Source organism: Mycobacterium sp. 4858 (assembly GCF_900240975.1).
In the GTDB taxonomy this organism is placed as follows: domain Bacteria; phylum Actinomycetota; class Actinomycetes; order Mycobacteriales; family Mycobacteriaceae; genus Mycobacterium.
In genome coordinates this window covers 427,593-446,422 of the sequence record NZ_LT968776.1, presented here as the reverse complement: position 1 = coordinate 446,422, position 18,830 = coordinate 427,593, and the positions used below count along the sequence as shown (strand labels likewise).

Sequence of the window (18,830 nt, the reverse complement as noted above, 5' to 3'; positions counted from 1 at the left end):
GAAAGGTAATCGCTCATGCCCCAAGGCCGCCCGCTTCAGGTCCCCGATGACGGCCTGAGCACCAGGGCCCGGCGCCACACCCCGGTGCTGGCGGTCCACACCGGCCCCGGCAAGGGCAAGTCGACGGCCGCATTCGGGATGGCGCTGCGCGCCTGGAACGCCGGACTGTCCGTCGCGGTGTTCCAATTCGTCAAGAGCGCCAAATGGAAAGTGGGCGAGGAGACCGCCTTCATGCAACTCGGGCGCATACACGAACAGCACCACGTGGGCGGGCCGGTCGAATGGCACAAGATGGGGGCGGGCTGGTCCTGGTCGCGCAAGGCGGGCAGCGAGCTCGATCACGCCGCGGCCGCGGCCGACGGGTGGGCCGAGATCTCCCGCCGGCTGGCCGCGCAGCGCCACGATTTCTACGTGCTCGATGAATTCACCTACCCGCTGAAGTGGGGCTGGGTGGACGTCGACGAGGTGGTGGACGTGCTGCTGGCGCGGCCCGGCCACCAGCACGTGGTGGTGACCGGGCGGGATGCCCCGCGGCGGTTGATCGACGCCGCCGACCTGGTCACCGAGATGACCAAGGTCAAGCACCCGATGGACGCGGGCCGCAAGGGTCAGAAGGGCATCGAGTGGTGAGTGTCCCCGCGGTCGTCGTCGCCGCGCCGGCGTCGGGCAGCGGAAAGACCACCGTCGCAACGGGTTTGATCGGTGCCCTGCGGCGGGCGGGTCATGTGGTGGCGCCGTTCAAGGTCGGCCCCGACTTCATCGACCCCGGCTACCACGGCCTTGCGGCCGGGCGTCCCGGCCGCAACCTGGACCCGGTGCTGGTCGGCGAGGACCTCGTCGGCCCGCTGTACGCCCATGGGGCCGGCGGCGCCGACATGGCGGTGGTGGAAGGGGTGATGGGGCTCTTCGACGGGCGGATCGGCCCCGCCGCCGCCGGCCCCGCGGAGGGCTCCACCGCCCACGTCGCCGGCCTGCTCGGCGCACCCGTCGTCCTGGTCGTCGACGCGCGCGGCCAGAGCCACAGCATCGCCGCTCTGCTACACGGCTTTTCGACGTTCGACACCGCGACGCGGGTCCGCGGCGTGATCCTCAACCGGGTCGGTTCGGCCCGGCACGAGCACGTGCTGCGGCAGGCCTGCGAGCAGGCGGGCGTCGCGGTGCTGGGCGCCATCCCGCGCACGGCCGAATTGGAGCTTCCGACAAGATATTTGGGTCTGGTCACCGCGGCGGAGTACGGGCGGCGGGCGCGGCAGGCGGTCGAGGCGATGACCGACCTCATCGCCCGCCACGTCGACCTGGCGGCCGTGGCGGCCGTCGCCGCGAGCCGGGCCGCCCCGCCGTGGGACCCGACGGCGGCGGTGGGGGAGACGCCGGGCCGGCGGGCCACCGTGGCGATGGCGGCGGGCAAGGCGTTCACCTTCGCCTATGCCGAGCATGCCGAGCTGCTGCGCGCCGCCGGCGCCGACGTCGTCGAATTCGACCCGCTGGCCGAGGAGTTGCCCGACGGGACGGACGCGGTGGTGCTGCCCGGGGGCTTTCCGGAACAGTTCACCGCGGAACTCTCCGCCAACGACGCCGTGCGCCGCCAGATCAACGAGCTGGCCGCCGCGGGCGCGCCCATCCACGCCGAGTGCGCCGGCCTCATCTATCTGGCCACCGAACTCGACGGCTACCCGATGTGCGGGGTGCTGGCCGGGTCGGCGCGGTTTACCCCGCAGCTGACGCTGGCCTACCGTGACGCGGTCGCGGTGGCCGATTCATCGCTGTATTCCGCCGGGCAGCGGGCGGTGGGGCATGAATTCCACCGGACCGCAGTCAATTTCAGCGACAGCTACCAGCCCGCCTGGGTGTACCGGGGCGCGGACGCCGATGCCGTGCGGGACGGTGTGGTGCACGCCGGCGTGCACGCCTCCTACCTGCACACCCATCCGGCCGCGGCGCCGGGGGCCGTCGCGCGGTTCGTCGCGCACGCCGCGACGGCGCGAGCGTAACCACACCGCGAAAAATCGCGCCGAAATTCGCAGTGCCGTCACGCTCGCGGGGCCAACAGCACCAACCACTAGGCTTGCCCGGTGACCGAGAACGCCTACCTCGCTGGACTGCGGCTGGCCGGCAAAAAGGTCGTCGTCGTCGGCGGCGGCACGGTTGCCCAGCGCCGGTTGCCCCTGCTCATCGCCAGCGGGGCCGACGTCCACGTCATCTCCCGCAGCGCCACCAGGTCGGTCGAGGTGATGAGCGGAATCACCTTGTCCCTGCGCGAATACCGCGACGGCGACCTGGACGGCGCCTGGTACGCGATCGCCGCCACCGATGATCCCGAGGTGAACGCGGCGGTGGTCGCCGAGGCCGAACGCCGCCACCTGTTCTGCGTCCGCGCCGACATCGCCGTGGAGGGCACGGCCGTGACACCGGCGTCCTTCAGCTATGCCGGGTTGTCGGTCGGGGTGCTCGCCGGCGGTGAGCACCGCCGGTCGGCGGCGATCCGCTCGGCCATCCGGGAGGCGTTGCAGGCCGGGCTCATCGCCACGGACAGCGCCGCGAGCTCCGACGTCGTGCGCGGTGGGGTGGCGCTCGTGGGTGGAGGCCCCGGCGACCCCGAACTGATCACGGTGCGCGGACGCCGCCTGCTGGCCCACGCCGACGTCGTCGTCGCCGACCGGCTCGCGCCGCCGGAACTGCTGGCCGAGCTGCCCCCGCACGTCGAGGTCATCGACGCGGCGAAGATCCCTTACGGGCGGGCGATGGCGCAGAACGCGATCAACGACGTCATGATCGACCGCGCCCGGTCCGGGAAGTTCGTCGTACGCCTCAAGGGCGGCGACCCGTTCGTCTTCGCCCGCGGGTACGAGGAAGTGCTCGCGTGCGCCGACGCCGGGATCCCGGTCACCGTGGTGCCGGGTGTGACAAGTGCCATAGGAGTGCCCGCGCTGGCCGGTGTGCCGGTCACGCATCGGGCCATCAATCACGAATTCGTCGTGGTCAGCGGCCACTTGGCGCCTGGACATCCCGAATCGTTAGTGAATTGGAATGCGCTGGCCGCCTTGACGGGCACCATTGTTTTGCTGATGGCCGTCGAGCGCATCGAGCTTTTCGCAGAAGCGCTGATACAAGGCGGTCGACCTGCGGATACGCCGGTGCTGGTGGTGCAGCACGGCACGACGGCTGCTCAGCAGACTTTGCGGGCCACCCTGGCCGACACGCCGGAAAAGATCCGGGCCGAGGGCATCCGACCTCCCGCGATCATCGTGATCGGGCCGGTGGCGGCTTTCGGGCTTTAAACGGATCTTAAGATTACTGTAAGGTAACCCTTTATGACGGCCCTCAACGACAGTGAGCGCGCGGTGCGGAACTTCACCGCCGCGCGCCCCGATCGTCCGGCCCCGGAGCGCGCCACGCGCCCGGCGGAGACCGCCTCCACTCGCGTCAGCAAGTACTATCCGGCCTGGCTGCCTTCGCGTCGCTTCATCGCGGCCGTGATCGCCATCGGCGGCATGCAGTTGCTGGCGACCATGGACAGCACCGTCGCCATCGTCGCGCTGCCCCGGATCCAGAACGAGCTGAGCCTGTCCGACGCCGGCCGCAGCTGGGTGATCACCGCGTACGTCCTCACCTTCGGCGGGCTGATGCTGCTGGGTGGCCGGCTCGGCGACACGATCGGGCGCAAGCGCACCTTCATCGTCGGCGTCGCGCTGTTCACCATCTCCTCGGTGCTGTGTGCGGTGGCGTGGGACGAGGCCACCATGGTGATCGCCCGGCTCTCCCAGGGCGTCGGGTCCGCCATCGCCTCGCCGACGGGCCTGGCGCTGGTGGCCACCACATTCCCGAAGGGGCCGGCGCGTAACTTCGCGACGGCCGTGTTCGCCGCGATGACCGCGATCGGGTCGGTGATGGGCCTGGTGGTCGGCGGAGCGCTGACCGAGGTGTCCTGGCGGCTGGCATTCCTGGTGAACGTGCCGATCGGGCTGGTGATGATCTACCTGGCCCGCACCGCGCTGCGCGAGACCAACCGCGAGCGGATGAAGCTCGACGCGACCGGGGCCATGCTGGCCACGCTGGCCTGCACCGCCGCCGTGTTCGCCTTCTCGATGGGGCCGGAGAAGGGCTGGGTGTCGATCACCACCGTCGGCTCCGGTGTGGTGGCCATGGCCGCGGCGCTGGCCTTCATCATCGTGGAGCGCACCGCCGAAAACCCCGTCGTGCCCTTCGACCTGTTCCGCGACCGCAACCGGCTGGTCACCTTCGCCGCGATCTTCCTCGCCGGCGGGCTGATGTTCAGCCTGACGGTCTGCATAGGCCTGTACGTGCAGGACATCCTCGGCTACAGCGCGCTGCGCGCGGGCGTCGGCTTCATCCCGTTCGTCATCGCGATGGGGATCGGCCTGGGCGTCTCTTCGCAACTGGTGTCGCGGTTCTCGCCCCGGGTGTTGACGATCGGCGGCGGGATTCTGCTGTTCTGGGCGATGCTCTACGGCTGGGCGTTCATGCACCGCGGCGTGCCCTATTTCCCCAACCTGGTGCTCCCCATCATCGTGGGCGGCATCGGCATCGGCATCTGCGTCGTCCCGCTGACGCTGGCGGCGATCGCCGGTGTCGGTTTCGACCAGATCGGCCCGGTCTCGGCGATCGCGCTGATGCTGCAGAGCCTCGGCGGCCCGCTGGTGCTGGCGGTCATCCAGGCCGTGATCACCTCGCGCACGCTGTACATGGGCGGCACCACCGGCCCGGTGAAGATCATGAACGACCTGCAATTGCATGCGCTCGACCAGGGCTATACCTACGGCCTGCTGTGGGTGGCCGGAGTGGCCGTCATTGTCGGCGCTGCGGCGCTGTTGATCGGCTACACGCCGGCACAGGTCGCCCACGCACAAGAGGTCAAGGAAGCGATCGACGCCGGCGAGCTGTAGCTCACCGCCCATGCCGTGGCGCGTTGTCGCGCGTCGGGAACCATGTGGTGCTCGCCGGATTTGATAGCGCCGGCGATATCAAATTTCTGAAGATTCACCTCGTCTCCTGACGGCCGTGCGCCCGCGATCGACGAACCCTCGACCAGTTAGGCTGGCCCGCTGTGATTACCCGGATGTCCCAGCTGTTCTTACGCACCCTGCGCGACGATCCCGCCGACGCCGAAGTGCCCAGCCACAAGCTGCTCATCCGGGCCGGCTACGTCCGGCCCGTGGCGCCCGGGCTGTACAGCTGGCTGCCGCTGGGCCTGCGGGTGCTGCGCAGGATCGAAGCCGTCGTCCGGGAGGAGATGGACGCGATCGGCGGGCAGGAGATCCTGTTCCCCGCCCTGCTGCCGCGCGCGCCGTACGAGACGACGAACCGGTGGACCGAATACGGCGACGGCGTGTTCCGCCTCAAGGACCGCCGCGGCAACGACTACCTGCTCGGGCCGACGCACGAAGAGGTGTTCACCCTGACCGTCAAGGGTGAATACAGCTCCTACAAGGACTTTCCGGTTTTGCTCTACCAGATCCAGAACAAGTACCGCGACGAGGCGCGGCCCCGCGCGGGGATCCTGCGGGTGCGCGAGTTCCTGATGAAGGACTCCTATTCCTTCGACATCGACGACGCCGGGCTCAAGGCCGCCTACCACGCGCATCGGGAGGCCTACCAGCGCATCTTCAACCGGCTGCAGGTCCGCTACGTGATCGTGTCCGCGGTCTCGGGAGCGATGGGCGGCAGCGCGTCCGAGGAGTTCCTGGCCGAAAGCCCGGTCGGCGAGGACACCTTCGTGCGCTGCCTGGAGTCCGGGTATGCGGCCAACGTCGAGGCGGTCATCACCGCCCGCCCGGAGGCCAAACCCATCGACGGGCTGCCGGAGGCGGTGGTCCACGACACCGGTGACACCCCGACCATCGCCACCCTGGTGGACTGGGCCAACCAGGCGGACCTCGGTCGCACCGTCACCGCGGCCGACACGCTGAAGAACGTGCTGCTCAAGGTGCGCCAGCCCGGCGGGGAGTGGGAACTGCTGGCCATCGGCCTGCCCGGCGACCGCGAGGTCGACGACAAGAGGCTGGGCGCGGCGCTGGAACCGGCCGACTACGCGCTGCTCGACGACGCCGACTTCGCCGGGTACCCGTTCCTGGTGAAGGGCTACATCGGACCGAAGGCGCTGCGCGAGAACGGCGTTCGCTATCTCGTCGACCCGCGTGTGGTGGACGGGACCAGCTGGATCACCGGGGCCGACGAACTGGGCCGGCACGTCGTCGGCCTGGTGGCCGGCCGGGATTTCACCGCCGACGGCACCATCGAGGCCGCCGAGGTGCGCGACGGTGATCCGTCTCCCGACGGCGCCGGCCCGCTGGTCTCGGCGCGGGGCATCGAGATCGCACACATCTTCCAGCTCGGCCGCAAATACACCGACGCGTTCGCCGCCGACGTGCTCGGCGAGGACGGCAAGCCGGTGCGGCTCACCATGGGCTCCTACGGCCTCGGGGTGTCGCGGATGGTGGCGGTGATCGCCGAGCAGCACCACGACGAGCTGGGCCTGCGCTGGCCGCCGGCGATCGCGCCGTTCGACGTCCACCTGGTGATCGCCAACAAGGACGCCGACGCCCGCACCGGGGCCACCTCGTTGGCCGGCGACCTGGACCGGCTGGGGGTCGACGTGCTGCTCGATGACCGGCAGGCGTCGCCCGGGGTCAAGTTCAAAGACGCCGAGCTGCTGGGCGTGCCCTGGATCCTGGTGGTGGGCCGCGGCTGGGCCAACGGCGTGGTGGAGCTGCGCGACCGCTTCACCGGAGAGACCCGCGAGCTGGCCACCGGGCCGTCGCTGGCCACCGACCTCGCGGCCGCCCTGGCCGGATAGGGCGAAAAGCCTTGCGGCGCTAGTCGTTTCCGCCCGGGAAACTCGTCGTGATGGGCCAGGCGCCCAGCACGCGGTTCCATCGGGCGGCCATCACGGCGCTTTGCGTCAGGGCCGTCGCGGCGAACGCGCGGTCGTCGGCCGTCTCGGCGTGCTCGATCACCACCCGCCAGGCCGACGCGCCGTCGTTCTCCATCCGCGCGGCCAGGCGCGCCGCGTCCGCCGCGCTGCCCACCAGCAGGGGCAACTGATAACCGGCGGCGGCGACGGGCGCGTTGACCTTGCGCGCCGTCAGCATCGCGATCACGTCGTCGCGGCGTTGGCGGTGCTGGGCCAGGGCCTCCACCACCATGCCGTTCACGCTCGGCGGCGACAGTGCCGACACCATGCCGTAGCCGTAGATCGTCGAGTGCTCGATGGCCAGCGCGTCGCACAGTGCCGCGTTGTCGGCGTCCTTGCCGGAGCTCATATCGACGGGCCCCCGGGCACCAGGGCGACCGTGTACGACGCCGTGCAGGACGCGATGATCGAGGCCAGCAGCCCCGCCCGGTAGCCCGATTCGCCCGCGACCAGGCGGTTGGCGCTGTCCGCCGAGGCGCGCAGCGCGTTGATGACGTCGGACACCGGCGGCGGGGGCGGCGGTGGGCCGGCCGGTGCGGCCGGGCTCGGGGCGGGGGCCGACGTCTCGCTCGTCGACGACGTGGTGATCTTGCCGGCGGCCCGCGAGATCTCGGTGGACAGGGCGCGGGCGTGCGCGGCGCGCTGGCTCGCGACCACCGTCAGCGCAGCGGCGATCTGCGGTGGGTTGCCGACGGCCGCCGCGGCCGCCCCTGCCAGTGCGCTGTCCTTGCGGGCCTGGTCCAACGGCCCCAGCAGCTCTTCGACGGCCGGGGGTTTGGGCGGGGACTCGCCGCAGGCGGAGGTGACCACCCCGAGCGCAGCCAGAGCCGCACCGCCGGCGAGCACACCCCGCCGGTTGACGACGGGATCTGCGCTAGACACAAACACATCCTGCCATCGGTGCGGAGGTGGGTACGAAGCCAGGACGCGATCCGGCCGTCAGACGCGATTCCTGGCGTATCGTTGATAGCTGGCTCTCGCGGGACGGCAGCCTTCGCGTTCCGCCGGGACACTGGAGCCGCCCGCAAGCCAGCGGGGCGGCGACGCCCTCCAGCTGACCGGACAACTCAAGATGAGGAGCTCGCCGTGACCACCGGGCTACCTTCGCAGACGCAGGTGATCGAGCTACTCGGTGATGAGTTCGCGCGCGCGGGATACGAGATCGAGGACGTGGTCGTCGACGCCCGGACGCGTCCGCCGCGGATCACGGTGATCGCCGACGGCGACAAAGCCCTCGACCTGGACACCATCGCGACGCTGTCGCACTCGGCGTCGGCTTTGCTGGACGGCCTCGACGACCTCGGGGACCGTTACGTGCTCGAGGTGAGTTCGCCCGGGGTGGACCGCCCGCTGACCACTGAAAAGCATTTCCGCCGCGCCCGCGGCCGCAAGGCCGACGTCATGCTCGTCGACGGTTCGCGGCTGACCGGCCGGATCGGCGAGACGAGCGGTGACGCGGTCGCACTGGTGGTCCGTGCGGGCCGTGACTATCGGCTGCGCCGGATCCCGCTCGCCGATATCGCCAAAGCCGTTGTCCAGGTGGAGTTTTCGCCCCCAGCTCAAGCGGAGTTGGACTTGGCGGGCCGGGCCGACAGGACGGAGGCCGGAACATGAACATCGACATGGCCGCGCTGCATGCCATCGAGGTGGATCGGGGCATCTCGGTCAACGAGCTGCTCGAGACGATCAAGTCGGCGCTGCTCACCGCCTACCGGCACACCGAGGGCCACCAGAACGACGCGCGCATCGAGATCGACCGCAAGACCGGCGTCGTCAAAGTGGTCGCCCGCGAGACCGACGAAGACGGCAACGTGATCAGCGAGTGGGACGACACCCCGGAGGGTTTCGGCCGCATCGCCGCCACCACCGCCCGCCAGGTGATGCTGCAGCGGTTCCGTGACGCGGAGAACGAACGCACCTACGGCGAGTTCTCCACCCGCGAGGGCGAGATCGTCGCGGGCGTCATTCAGCGGGACAGCCGCGCCAACGCCCGCGGGCTGGTCGTCGTCCGGATGGGGACCGAGACCAAAGCCTCCGAGGGCGTGATCCCCGCGGCCGAACAGGTTCCCGGCGAGAGCTACGAGCACGGCAACCGGGTGCGGTGCTACGTGATCGGGGTGACCCGCGGCGCGCGGGAGCCGCTGATCACGCTGTCCCGCACGCACCCCAACCTGGTGCGCAAGCTGTTCTCCCTGGAGGTCCCCGAAATCGCCGACGGGTCGGTCGAGATCGTGGCGGTGGCGCGGGAGGCCGGCCATCGCTCCAAGATCGCGGTCAAATCCAACGTCCCCGGCCTGAACGCGAAAGGGGCCTGCATCGGCCCCATGGGCCAGCGGGTCCGCAACGTGATGAGCGAGCTGTCCGGCGAGAAGATCGACATCATCGACTACGACGAGGACCCGTCCCGCTTCGTGGCCAACGCGTTGTCGCCGGCCAAGGTGGTCTCCGTGTCGATCATCGACCCGAACGCCCGCGCCGCCCGCGTGGTGGTGCCCGATTTCCAGCTGTCGCTGGCCATCGGCAAGGAGGGCCAGAATGCGCGGCTGGCCGCCCGGCTCACCGGCTGGCGCATCGACATCCGCGGCGACACGCCCGGCGGATCGGAGCCGCATTCGGCGGGTCACCCCGAAAACGGGGCCACCCACGGGATGGCGCACGACCGCTAGCGCGGCCGGCCGGCCCGGGGGCACCGCCCCGCGGGGCGGCGGCCCGCACCTCGGGCGGTTCTGACCATCGGATAAGTGACGCTAGACTGAGCCGTGATCCAGCGTGAGCCTTCGGTCTCGGCGCACAAACGTGTGGACGGACCAGTCCGGACGTGTGTCGGGTGCCGGAAGCGAGAGCTGGCCGTCGAACTGCTTCGCGTCGTGGCTGTGCCGGACGGGAACGGCGAATACGCCGTGATCGTTGACACCGGGACCAGCCTGCCGGGGCGGGGTGCGTGGCTGCATCCCGTGCCGCAGTGCGTGGAACAGGCGATTCGGCGGCGGGCTTTCACCAGAGCGTTGCGCATCAACCGTCCACCGGACACATCCGCGTTGGTCGAGCACCTAGAGTCTCTAGCAGCGCTCGACTTGCCCGGCAACAGAAGAGGCAGCAAAGAACATGAGCACACCGTGAAGTCCCGATGACTCGCATTCCTATGCGTTACAGCTAATTCCCGAGGCGCGGCCCCACGACTGTCGCCTCTCAGACAGGAGATGTAGTGGCAGGTAAGGCCCGCGTACACGAGTTAGCCAAGGAACTCGGTGTCACCAGCAAGGAAGTTCTCGCCCGGCTGAATGAGCAGGGCGAATTCGTAAAATCCGCATCATCGACGGTGGAGGCGCCGGTCGCTCGTCGACTGCGCGAATCGTTCGGGGGCGGCAAGTCGGCTCCCCACAAGACCGCGCCCAAGCCGGCCGCGAAGGCTCCCGTCAAGGGGCCGGACAAATCGCTCGACCAGGCCCTCGACAAGGCCATCGGTAACGGTGAATCGGCCGGCGCACCCGCGGGCGGGACAACGACCGTCGCCGCCCAGGCGGCCCCGGCGCCCGCGGAGGCGCCGGCGCGCCCCGGCCCGGTGCCCGGCCGCCCGTCACCGGCACAGCCGAAGCCGCCCGCTCCAGGGCAGCCGACCGGTCAGCCCTCCGCCCAGCCCGGTCCGCACCCCGGGGTCAGGGCCGCCCGGCCCGGCCCGGCGCCCCGCGCCCCGGCGGTGGCCGTCCCGGCGGCCCCGGCGGCCGTGACGGCGGCGGCGGCAACTACCGCGGCGGTGGCGGCGTCGGCGCCGCGCCCGGCGGTGGCGGCGCTCCGGGAGGTTTTCGGGGCCGTCCCGGTGGCGGTGGTGGCGGCGGCGGTGGCCGGCCCGGTCAGCGCGGCGGCGCCGCCGGCGCGTTCGGCCGTCCCGGCGGTGCGCCCCGGCGTGGTCGCAAGTCGAAGCGGGCGAAACGCGCCGAGTACGAGAACATGCAGGCGCCGGTCGTCGGCGGCGTGCGGTTGCCGCACGGCAACGGCGAGACCATCCGGCTGGCCCGCGGCGCGTCACTTTCCGACTTCGCGGACAAGATCAACGCCAACCCGGCCTCGTTGGTGCAGGCGCTGTTCAACCTCGGGGAGATGGTGACCGCCACCCAGTCCGTCGGTGACGAGACGCTTGAGCTGCTGGGCAGCGAGATGAATTACGTCGTCCAGGTCGTCAGCCCGGAGGACGAGGACCGCGAGCTGCTGGAATCCTTCGACCTGACCTACGGCGAGGACGAGGGCGGCGAGGAGGACCTGCAGACCCGTCCGCCGGTGGTGACCGTGATGGGTCACGTCGACCACGGTAAGACGCGACTGCTGGACACCATCCGGAACGCCAGCGTGCGCGAGGCCGAGGCTGGTGGCATCACCCAGCACATCGGTGCCTACCAGGTGGGCGTCGACTTCGAGGGCAGCGAGCGGCTGATCACGTTCATCGACACCCCGGGTCACGAGGCGTTCACCGCCATGCGTGCCCGCGGCGCGAAGGCCACCGACATCGCGATCCTGGTGGTCGCCGCCGACGACGGCGTGATGCCGCAGACGGTGGAGGCGATCAACCACGCGCAGGCGGCCGACGTGCCGATCGTGGTGGCGGTCAACAAGATCGACAAGGAGGGCGCCGACCCGGCCAAGATCCGGGCCCAGCTCACCGAATACGGTTTGGTCGCGGAGGATTTCGGCGGCGACACGATGTTCGTCGACATCTCGGCGAAGGAAGGCACCAACATCGAGGCGCTCGAGGAGGCGGTGCTGCTGACCGCCGACGCCGCCCTGGACCTGCGGGCCAACCCCGACATGGAGGCCCAGGGTGTGGCGATCGAGGCGCACCTGGACCGCGGTCGCGGCCCGGTCGCCACGGTGCTGGTGCAGCGCGGCACGCTGCGCGTCGGCGACTCCGTGGTGGCCGGCGACGCGTACGGCCGTGTCCGCCGCATGGTCGACGAGCACGGTGACGACGTCGAGGAGGCGCTGCCGTCGCGGCCGGTGCAGGTCATCGGGTTCACGTCCGTGCCGGGCGCCGGCGACAACTTCCTGGTCGTCGACGAGGACCGCATCGCTCGCCAGATCGCCGACCGGCGCAGCGCGCGTAAGCGCAATGCGCTGGCGGCACGGTCGCGCAAGCGGATCAGCCTGGAGGACCTGGACTCGGCGCTGAAGGAAACCAGCCAGCTGAACCTGATCCTCAAGGGCGACAACGCCGGTACCGTCGAGGCGCTCGAGGAGGCCCTGATGGGCATCCAGGTCGACGACGAGGTGATGTTGCGCGTCATCGACCGCGGTGTCGGTGGCATCACCGAAACCAACGTCAACCTGGCGTCGGCCTCCGATGCGATCATCATCGGCTTCAACGTGCGCGCCGAAGGGAAGGCGACGGAGCTGGCCAACCGCGAGGGCGTCGAGATCCGCTACTACTCGGTGATCTACCAGGCGATCGACGACATCGAGAAGGCCCTGCGCGGCATGCTCAAGCCGATCTACGAGGAGAACCAGCTGGGGCGGGCCGAGATCCGCGCCATCTTCCGGTCCTCCAAGGTCGGCATCATCGCCGGGTGCATGATCAGCTCGGGCGTGGTGCGCCGCAACGCCAAGGCCCGGCTGTTGCGGGACAACATCGTGGTCGTCGACAACCTGTCGATCACTTCGCTGCGACGGGAGAAGGACGACGTGACCGAGGTCCGCGAGGGCTTCGAATGCGGTATGACGCTGGGCTACTCCGACATCAAGGAAGGCGACATCATCGAGTCCTACGAGCTCGTCGAGAAGGAGCGCGCCTGATGGCCGATCCGGCTCGGGCGCGCCGACTGGCCAAACGCATCAACACGATCGTCGCCTCGGCGATCGAGTTCGAGATCAAGGATCCGGGGCTGGACGGGGTGACCATCGTCGACACGAAGGTCACCGCCGACCTGCACGATGCGACGGTGTTCTACACCGTGATGGGCCGAACACTCGACGACGAGCCGGACTACGCCGCCGCTGCCTCGGCGCTGGAGCGGGCCAAGGGCGCGCTGCGCACGATGGTCGGGGCGGGCACCGGTGTACGCTTCACGCCCACGTTGACCTTCACCCGCGACACCACGTCGGACACCGTCCAGCGGATGGACGAGTTGCTGGCCCGCGCCCGGGCGGCGGACGCCGACCTGGCGCGGGTTCGCTCGGGGGCCAAGCCGGCCGGCGAGGCCGATCCCTACCGTGCCAGCGGGCCCAGCGACGGGGATGCCGGTGACGACGACCGACGCCAAGACTGAGCTGTCCCGCGGCGCGGGAGCCGGAGCGCGGGTCGACGTCCGCGGGGCGGTCGAATTGCTCTCCGCCGCAGCGACTATCGCGGTGGTCGCCCATGTCCACCCCGACGCCGACACGATCGGCGCGGGCCTGGCGCTGGCGCTGGTGCTGGACAGGTGTGGCAAGACCGTCGAGGTGGGTTTCGCCGAGCCGGCGACGCTGCCGGAGTCGCTGTCGTCGCTGCCCGGTTGCCGGCTGCTGGTCGATGCGAACGCCATGCGGCGCGACGTCGATCTGGTTGTCACCGTTGATGTTCCGAGCCTCAAGCGACTGGGCGCGCTGAGCGACCTGGCCGGTGCGGGGCGGGAGTTGCTGGTGATCGACCACCACGCCTCCAACGAGATGTTCGGGACCGCCAACTTCGTTGACGTGTCGGCGGATTCGACCACCATGATGATCGCCGACATCCTCGACGCGTGGGACAAGCCGATCGACCCCGACGTCGCGCACTGCATCTACGCGGGGCTGACGACGGACACCGGGTCCTTCCGCTGGGCCACGGCCCGCGCCCTGCGGCTGGCGGCCCGGCTGGTCGAGACGGGCGTCGACAACGCCGCGATCAGCCGCACGCTGATGGACACCCACCCCTTCACCTGGCTGCCGCTGCTGTCCCGCGTGCTGGGCTCGGCGCAGTTGCTGCCCGACGCGGTGGGCGGCCGTGGGCTGGTGTATGCCGTTGTCGGGCACCAGGATTGGGTGACATCGCGCCCGGAGGAAGTCGAGAGCATCGTCGACGTCGTGCGCACCACGCAGCAGGCCGAGGTGGCCGCGGTGTTCAAGGAAGTCGACCCGCAGCGGTGGTCGGTGTCGATGCGGGCCAAGGCCGCGGTGGATCTGGCGGCCGTCGCGTCCGCATTCGGCGGGGGCGGCCACCGGCTGGCGGCCGGCTATTCGGCGAGCGGCCCGATCGACGACGTCGTGGCGGCGCTGCGCACGGCGCTGGGTTAGAACAGGCTAGAAAGCCCAGCTGCCGGAGCGTTGCAGCACGAACCCGTGGTCCCCGCTGGTGGTGTCCAGGCAGGCGACCAGGTTGTCGGCGCCGACGGCGCACGTGACGTTCAGGTAGGTCAACTTCTGGCCCGCGCTCAACAACTTGCCGGCCGGCGGCAGGGCGGCCGGGCTGCCGTCGCAGCCGCCGTAGGACATGCGGCTCAACTGGTAGCCGGGCCCCTTGAACTCGGCCGAACCCACCAGGCAATCACCCGGGTGCGGGCGTCCGCCCAGTACGGGGACGTCGTCGATGCCGGGCATGTCGCCCTTGCACTTGATGTCCTGTGACGGCTGCGGCGCCGGTGCCGGGCCGCCGTAGAAGTCGCACACCAGGGTGTAGGGGGTGGAGAAACTGATCCGGGGCGCAGTTCCCGGACCGGTGCTGGTCACAAAGCCGTCCGCCGGGACGGGCGCGAAGCCGTCCAGGTTGGGAAATCCCGGCGGCGGCAGGGCGGCCGCACGCGGTGCGAGTCCCGCGATCGCGGCCACCGCGAGCGTCACGGCGCCCGCGAACACCCTCACGATGACATCGACGACAGCACGCATCAGCTGATCGTATTGGTTGCCCGCGACCGGCGGGGCCGGACCGCCGCGCCTACCGGACCTGGGCCCGCCCCCGCTGCAGCACCGCCTCGCGGTTGGCGGCGATGTCGTCGCCGCTGGTGCGGAACTGGCGGGCCGCCGTCGCTTCGAGCCACAGCCCCGCGCTGGTCTGCGCATCGTCGATCCGGTGATAGGACGCCAGCAGCGCGCGCACCGCGTCCTGGTTGTTGCCGACGATCGACGCCGCCACCCCGCGGGCGGTGGCCAACAGCTGGTCGTGCGGCACCACCTCGGTCACCAACCCGGCGCGCAGCGCGTCCGTGGCCGACAGATAGTCCCCGGTCATGCTCATCCGCCGGGCCAGCCCGACGCCCACCTTCTGCGGCAGCCGCACGCTCAGCCCCCAGGTGGGCAGCAGGCCCACCCGGGCGTGGGTGTCGGCGAACCGGGCGTTCTCCGAGGCGATCAGGATGTCGCAGTACAGGGCCAGCTCCAGCCCGCCGGTCACGGCGGCCCCGTTGATCGCGCCGATGACCGGCTTGCTCAGCGCCGGCCAGCGCGGGGAGATGTCCGGAAGCGCCGAGGAACCGCCCAACTCCTTGAGATCGAGTCCCGCGCAGAACACCGGGTCGGTGCCGGTGACGATGACGACGTCGACGGCGTCGTCGGTTTCCGCGTCGGCCAGGGCCCCGAAGAACCGGTCCCGCAGCGCCGAGGACAGCGCGTTGCGGGATTGCGGCCGGTTGAGGGTCAGGGTGCGCACCCGCTCGTCGGTGTCGATCAGCAGGATGTCGTCGGTCATGAGATCACCGTAAAGGGTCGGGTGCCCCGCCTATCGTTGAGGCATGTGCAGGAACATCACCGAGCTGCGCGGCCTTGAACCGGCGGCCACGCCCGAGGAGATCGCGGCGGCGGCGCGCCAGTACGTGCGCAAGGTCAGCGGGATCACCCGACCCACCGGGGCCAACGCCGAAGCCTTCGAGGCGGCCGTCGCCGAGGTCACCGAGACGACGACGCGGTTGCTCGCGGCGCTGCCCGCGCGGCGACAGCCGCCCAAGACCGTCCCGCCGCTGCGCCGGCCCGTGGGGGTACCACCCGCTCGCGGGGGGCGTGATCGCCCGACTGGCCGGGGCGTGATGGCGGCCAGCGCGACATGACCATCACCGCGACATGACCAACACCGCGACATGACCATCACCGCGACCATGCCCGCGCTCAAGGAGTGGAGCGCCGCCGTGCACGCCCTGCTCGACGGCCGCCAGCGGGTGCTGCTGCGCAAGGGCGGCATCGGGGAGAAACGGTTCGACCTGGCCGCCCGCGAGTTCCTGCTGTTCCCGACCGTCGCGCACAGCCACCGCGAGCGCGTCCGGCCCGAGCATCGCGATCTGCTCGACGGGGCGGCCGCCGACAGCACCGAGGACCGTCTGGTGATCCGGGCGGCCGCGAAAGTCGTTGCGGCCGTGGAGGTCAACCGGCCGGAGGGCCTGGCGGCGATCGAGGACCTGCATATCTGGACCGCCGAGTCGGTGCGGGCCGACCGGCTCGACTTCCGGCCCAAGCGCAAGCTGGCCGTGCTGGTGGTAGCCGTGCACCCGCTGAGGAAGCCGGTGGAGATCACCCGGACGCCCGAGTACGGCGGCTGCAAGAGCTGGGTGGAGCTGCCGGTGCGCGCGCCGGTGGCACCGCCGGTGCTGGACGAAGCCGCGCTAGCCGAGGTCGCCGCGCGCGTCCGCGGCGCCGTTGGCTGACAGGTCCGGCGGCCCGACGGGCAGCAGCAACCGGGAGCGTCCGTACCGCACCGTGTGGGTGGCCGGCCTGGACTGCCGTCCCGTCAGGATCGGCTCATCGGTGCCCAGGTTGCGGGCGTAGCGCGGAAACCAGCTGCCGGCGATCAGCACGCGGATGCGTGAGCCGGCGCGGAAGCGGTGGGCGATGCCGTCAAGCTCGACGCGGACCGTCTTCTTCGAGTTCTTGGCCGGGTTCTTGGCCGGGTTCTTGGCAGGGGTGTCCAGCCGCCGGTAGCCGTCGCTGACGTTGGTCGACCGACCCCTGGCGTCGACCTCGCTCACCCGCACGAACAGGTCGACATGCGGGGTGTCCGCGCCGTGCGCCAGCTCGACGACCGGGCTGCCGTAGATGCAGAGGTCCTGCGTGAGGGTCAGGCTGGTGAAGGCCAGCACGTCGTCGCGCGCCGCGAGCCGGCTGTCGTCGCGGTAGCCGCCGTTCGGCGACAGCAGGGGGCCGCCGGTGGTGGGCGTCGGGTGGGCCGGGTCGTAGCGGAAGGTCGCCGGCGCCAACCGGGTCAGGTCCGTCGGCGCGGTCTCACCCAGGTGACCGCCGGGGCGCAGATACAGCGCGCGCTCGGTGGTGGCCGGCGGCCAGTCGGCCGCGTTGCGCCAGCCCTGCCCCGTGACGTAGGCGCGGACCCGGCTGGGCCGGTGCGGGCCGGGGGCGCCACCGAGGTGGGTGTCCAGCCAATCCAGTGACTCCCGCAGGCAGGTGCTCAGCCCAGTCGTGAGTATCTGGGTGTGCGTCCACGGGCCCATGGTGAGCGCGACGTCGACGCCCCGGGCCCGCAGGTGCGCGTACTGCTGCAACGTCTGCCTGACGAAGATGTCCTGCCAACCGCCGATCAGCAGGACGGGCACGTCGACGCGGTCCAGCGCGTCGCCGCAGCGCAGCGCATCCCAGAACGGATCGCTCGGGTCGGTGTGCTCGACCCACGACTCGAACCACGGTGCGCCGGCGCCGAGCAGTGCCCGGGCCGTGTCACCCACCGGCAGCCCGAGCGCCGCCCGCGTCACCCGGTTCCGGTTCTGCAGCTGGCGCAGCGCCGACCGGGCGCGCACCGGGTCCTCCTGATGGGCGACCATGTCGCTCCACCCCAGAAAGTCGTTGATGGCGAACGAGCCGGTGCCCCACACGGACGCGTTGAAATCGTGCGGCCCCACCGTGATGACCGCAGCGGCCAGCTCCGGGGGCGGATCCTGCAGCAGCGCCCACTGGGTGAACCCCAGGTACGACATCCCGATGGTGGCGAACCGGCCGGTGAACCAGGGCTGCTCGCGCAGCCAGGCCACCGTGTCGGCGCCGTCGGCGACCTCGTTGGCCATCGGCTCGAAATCCCCGCCCGAGCCGAACGTGCCCCGGACGCTCTGCAGCAGGACGTGGTAGCCCCGCGCCGCGTACAGCGCGCCGAACAGCAGGGAGAACGGAAACGCGCGCCCGTACGGCCCGCGGACCAGCAGAGTGCCCGCGGCCGGCGCGGTGTTCGGCGCGTAGTGATCGGCCACCAGGTCGACGCCGTCGCGCATGGGCACCCGGACTCGCCGCACGGTGTACTCGGCGGTCGCCGGCGGCAGGCGCAGCAGCCGCCCGGCCGCCTTGGCGCCGAGGTGTCGCACGGTGTGCAGCGTGGGCTGGGCGGCTCGCGTCGAGGTGATACTCACGGTGCCAGGTTAAGGCCCGGCCCGCCTTCAGAACTTGTAGTACGGCGCGAGGTCGTTGGCGCGCTGCAGGTCGGTGGACATGCAGTCCACCTCGGGATTGGAGTAGACCGTCGAGTAGTAGAGCGCCTGCTGCAGCACCCCGTAGCTGGTCTTGAACACGACCATGCAGGAGTAATACCAGTAGCTGTTGTGATACGTCGGCTTGAGCACCCAGTACTGCGCGGCGCGGTGGCCCGCGATGGTGGTCTCCACGGCGTCGGGCGGCAGCGTCTCCTCGTAGGTGCGCCAGATGATGGGCTCGACGGCCAGCTGGTAGTTACCCGCGTCGAAGTGGCAGCGCAGGCCGTCTTCGTGCTCGGGCGGGGTGAAGGCCAACCCGAGCCGCTGCACCGCGTCGAACGGGATGTCCTCGCACGCGTCGAACGGCCGCGGGTCGGTGGTCGCCACGATCGGGCTCTTCATGGTGGTTTCCATCGGCGCCGCGGTCGAGCGCAGTTCCACGCGCCCGGCCCCCGCCGGCCCCGGCGCGGCGCCCTGCCAGCCGACCGAGCCGGCTACGGCCGCGGCGACGAGGGCACCGACCGCCCCGATCAGACGCACCTTGGCGAACACGACACCCCCTGACG

Annotated in this window: 18 protein-coding genes and 1 pseudogene; 13 read left to right on the top strand and 6 right to left on the bottom strand. The window is 70.7% G+C overall.

All coding sequences use genetic code 11. The features are described 5' to 3' along the window. Positions 1-15: 15 nt before the first annotated feature. The 5 genes from cobO to C1737_RS10395 all read left to right on the top strand — a co-directional run bounded on the left by cobO (position 16) and on the right by C1737_RS10395 (position 6,814). Positions 16-630, top strand: a complete 615-nt coding sequence (gene cobO / locus C1737_RS10415) for a cob(I)yrinic acid a,c-diamide adenosyltransferase (RefSeq protein ID WP_102418082.1) — start codon at positions 16-18, stop codon at positions 628-630. Next, positions 627-1,991 (top strand): cobyrinate a,c-diamide synthase, encoded by a 1,365-nt coding sequence (locus C1737_RS10410; RefSeq protein WP_102418080.1) that lies wholly within the window; start codon positions 627-629, stop codon positions 1,989-1,991. The genes cobO and C1737_RS10410 overlap by 4 nt, the downstream gene beginning before the upstream one ends. Positions 1,992-2,072: 81 nt before the next feature. Then, entirely contained in the window at positions 2,073-3,278 is a 1,206-nt protein-coding gene (gene cobA, locus C1737_RS10405; RefSeq protein WP_102418077.1) for a uroporphyrinogen-III C-methyltransferase, read from the top strand. Between the two features lie 33 nt (positions 3,279-3,311). Continuing rightward, the gene (locus C1737_RS10400; RefSeq protein WP_102418075.1) at positions 3,312-4,904 is read left to right on the top strand and encodes an MFS transporter; all 1,593 of its coding nucleotides are present in this window, start codon (positions 3,312-3,314) and stop codon (positions 4,902-4,904) included. A 161-nt stretch (positions 4,905-5,065) separates the two neighbouring features. Beyond that, positions 5,066-6,814, top strand: coding sequence for a proline--tRNA ligase (locus C1737_RS10395; RefSeq protein WP_068098642.1), 1,749 nt, complete (start codon positions 5,066-5,068; stop codon positions 6,812-6,814). 19 nt (positions 6,815-6,833) lie between these two features. Here the strand turns inward: C1737_RS10395 and C1737_RS10390 are convergent, their stop codons facing one another. Both C1737_RS10390 and C1737_RS10385 read right to left on the bottom strand, forming a co-directional pair. Beyond that, positions 6,834-7,280, bottom strand: a complete 447-nt coding sequence (locus C1737_RS10390; protein WP_067924867.1) for a ferritin-like domain-containing protein — start codon at positions 7,278-7,280, stop codon at positions 6,834-6,836. Beyond that, positions 7,277-7,813 (bottom strand): hypothetical protein, encoded by a 537-nt coding sequence (locus C1737_RS10385; protein WP_067924907.1) that lies wholly within the window; start codon positions 7,811-7,813, stop codon positions 7,277-7,279. The genes C1737_RS10390 and C1737_RS10385 overlap by 4 nt, the downstream gene beginning before the upstream one ends. Positions 7,814-8,017: 204 nt before the next feature. On the opposite strand from C1737_RS10385, the gene rimP reads away from it, so the two are divergent. From rimP to C1737_RS10355, 6 genes and pseudogenes are all read left to right on the top strand, one after another. Next, a complete protein-coding gene (rimP, locus tag C1737_RS10380) occupies positions 8,018-8,545 on the top strand; it encodes a ribosome maturation factor RimP (RefSeq protein WP_102418073.1) in 528 nt (175 codons plus the stop codon). Next, a complete protein-coding gene (gene nusA / locus C1737_RS10375) occupies positions 8,542-9,597 on the top strand; it encodes a transcription termination factor NusA (protein WP_067924858.1) in 1,056 nt (351 codons plus the stop codon). The genes rimP and nusA overlap by 4 nt, the downstream gene beginning before the upstream one ends. Positions 9,598-9,690: 93 nt before the next feature. Beyond that, positions 9,691-10,062 carry a YlxR family protein gene (locus C1737_RS10370; protein WP_082972794.1) on the top strand — a complete coding sequence of 124 codons (372 nt, stop codon included), beginning with the start codon at positions 9,691-9,693 and terminating at the stop codon, positions 10,060-10,062. Positions 10,063-10,136: 74 nt separating this feature from the next. Then, positions 10,137-12,712 (top strand): annotated as a pseudogene (infB, locus tag C1737_RS10365) (translation initiation factor IF-2). Beyond that, complete coding sequence (gene rbfA / locus C1737_RS10360) at positions 12,712-13,185, top strand: 30S ribosome-binding factor RbfA (RefSeq protein WP_067925335.1); 474 nt, start codon at positions 12,712-12,714, stop codon at positions 13,183-13,185. The pseudogene infB and the gene rbfA overlap by 1 nt, the downstream one beginning before the upstream one ends. Continuing rightward, the gene (locus C1737_RS10355) at positions 13,160-14,170 is read left to right on the top strand and encodes a bifunctional oligoribonuclease/PAP phosphatase NrnA (RefSeq protein ID WP_102419882.1); all 1,011 of its coding nucleotides are present in this window, start codon (positions 13,160-13,162) and stop codon (positions 14,168-14,170) included. Before rbfA ends, C1737_RS10355 begins: the two co-directional genes overlap by 26 nt. A gap of 6 nt (positions 14,171-14,176) precedes the next feature. Here the strand turns inward: C1737_RS10355 and C1737_RS10350 are convergent, their stop codons facing one another. Both C1737_RS10350 and C1737_RS10345 read right to left on the bottom strand, forming a co-directional pair. Further along, on the bottom strand, positions 14,177-14,758 hold the full coding sequence (locus tag C1737_RS10350) for a hypothetical protein (RefSeq protein WP_068095556.1): 582 nt from the start codon (positions 14,756-14,758) through the stop codon (positions 14,177-14,179). 49 nt (positions 14,759-14,807) lie between these two features. Then, positions 14,808-15,557, bottom strand: coding sequence for an enoyl-CoA hydratase (locus tag C1737_RS10345; protein WP_102418070.1), 750 nt, complete (start codon positions 15,555-15,557; stop codon positions 14,808-14,810). Positions 15,558-15,600: 43 nt separating this feature from the next. Here C1737_RS10345 and C1737_RS10340 point away from each other — a divergent pair, with 43 nt between their 5' ends. Continuing rightward, entirely contained in the window at positions 15,601-15,912 is a 312-nt protein-coding gene (locus C1737_RS10340; protein WP_102418068.1) for a DUF2277 domain-containing protein, read from the top strand. A gap of 30 nt (positions 15,913-15,942) precedes the next feature. Beyond that, complete coding sequence (locus C1737_RS10335; protein WP_102418066.1) at positions 15,943-16,503, top strand: DUF1802 family protein; 561 nt, start codon at positions 15,943-15,945, stop codon at positions 16,501-16,503. Here the strand turns inward: C1737_RS10335 and C1737_RS10330 are convergent. Further along, complete coding sequence (locus C1737_RS10330) at positions 16,462-18,204, bottom strand: CocE/NonD family hydrolase (RefSeq protein ID WP_102418064.1); 1,743 nt, start codon at positions 18,202-18,204, stop codon at positions 16,462-16,464. The two genes, C1737_RS10335 and C1737_RS10330, sit on opposite strands and share 42 nt — an antisense overlap. Positions 18,205-18,231: 27 nt before the next feature. Further along, a complete protein-coding gene (locus tag C1737_RS10325) occupies positions 18,232-18,816 on the bottom strand; it encodes a DUF3558 domain-containing protein (protein ID WP_068098681.1) in 585 nt (194 codons plus the stop codon). Positions 18,817-18,830: the final 14 nt, after the last annotated feature.

What these genes read in the sequence shown, in the direction of transcription:
- C1737_RS10345 (WP_102418070.1), bottom strand. Translation starts at nt 15,557, where the DNA reads ATGACCGACGACATCCTGCTGATCGACACCGACGAGCGGGTGCGCACC.
- nusA (WP_067924858.1), top strand. Translation starts at nt 8,542, where the DNA reads ATGAACATCGACATGGCCGCGCTGCATGCCATCGAGGTGGATCGGGGC.
- C1737_RS10335 (WP_102418066.1), top strand. Translation starts at nt 15,943, where the DNA reads ATGACCATCACCGCGACCATGCCCGCGCTCAAGGAGTGGAGCGCCGCC.
- cobO (WP_102418082.1), top strand. Translation starts at nt 16, where the DNA reads ATGCCCCAAGGCCGCCCGCTTCAGGTCCCCGATGACGGCCTGAGCACC.
- C1737_RS10340 (WP_102418068.1), top strand. Translation starts at nt 15,601, where the DNA reads ATGTGCAGGAACATCACCGAGCTGCGCGGCCTTGAACCGGCGGCCACG.
- C1737_RS10390 (WP_067924867.1), bottom strand. Translation starts at nt 7,280, where the DNA reads ATGAGCTCCGGCAAGGACGCCGACAACGCGGCACTGTGCGACGCGCTG.
- rbfA (WP_067925335.1), top strand. Translation starts at nt 12,712, where the DNA reads ATGGCCGATCCGGCTCGGGCGCGCCGACTGGCCAAACGCATCAACACG.
- C1737_RS10350 (WP_068095556.1), bottom strand. Translation starts at nt 14,758, where the DNA reads ATGCGTGCTGTCGTCGATGTCATCGTGAGGGTGTTCGCGGGCGCCGTG.
- C1737_RS10400 (WP_102418075.1), top strand. Translation starts at nt 3,312, where the DNA reads ATGACGGCCCTCAACGACAGTGAGCGCGCGGTGCGGAACTTCACCGCC.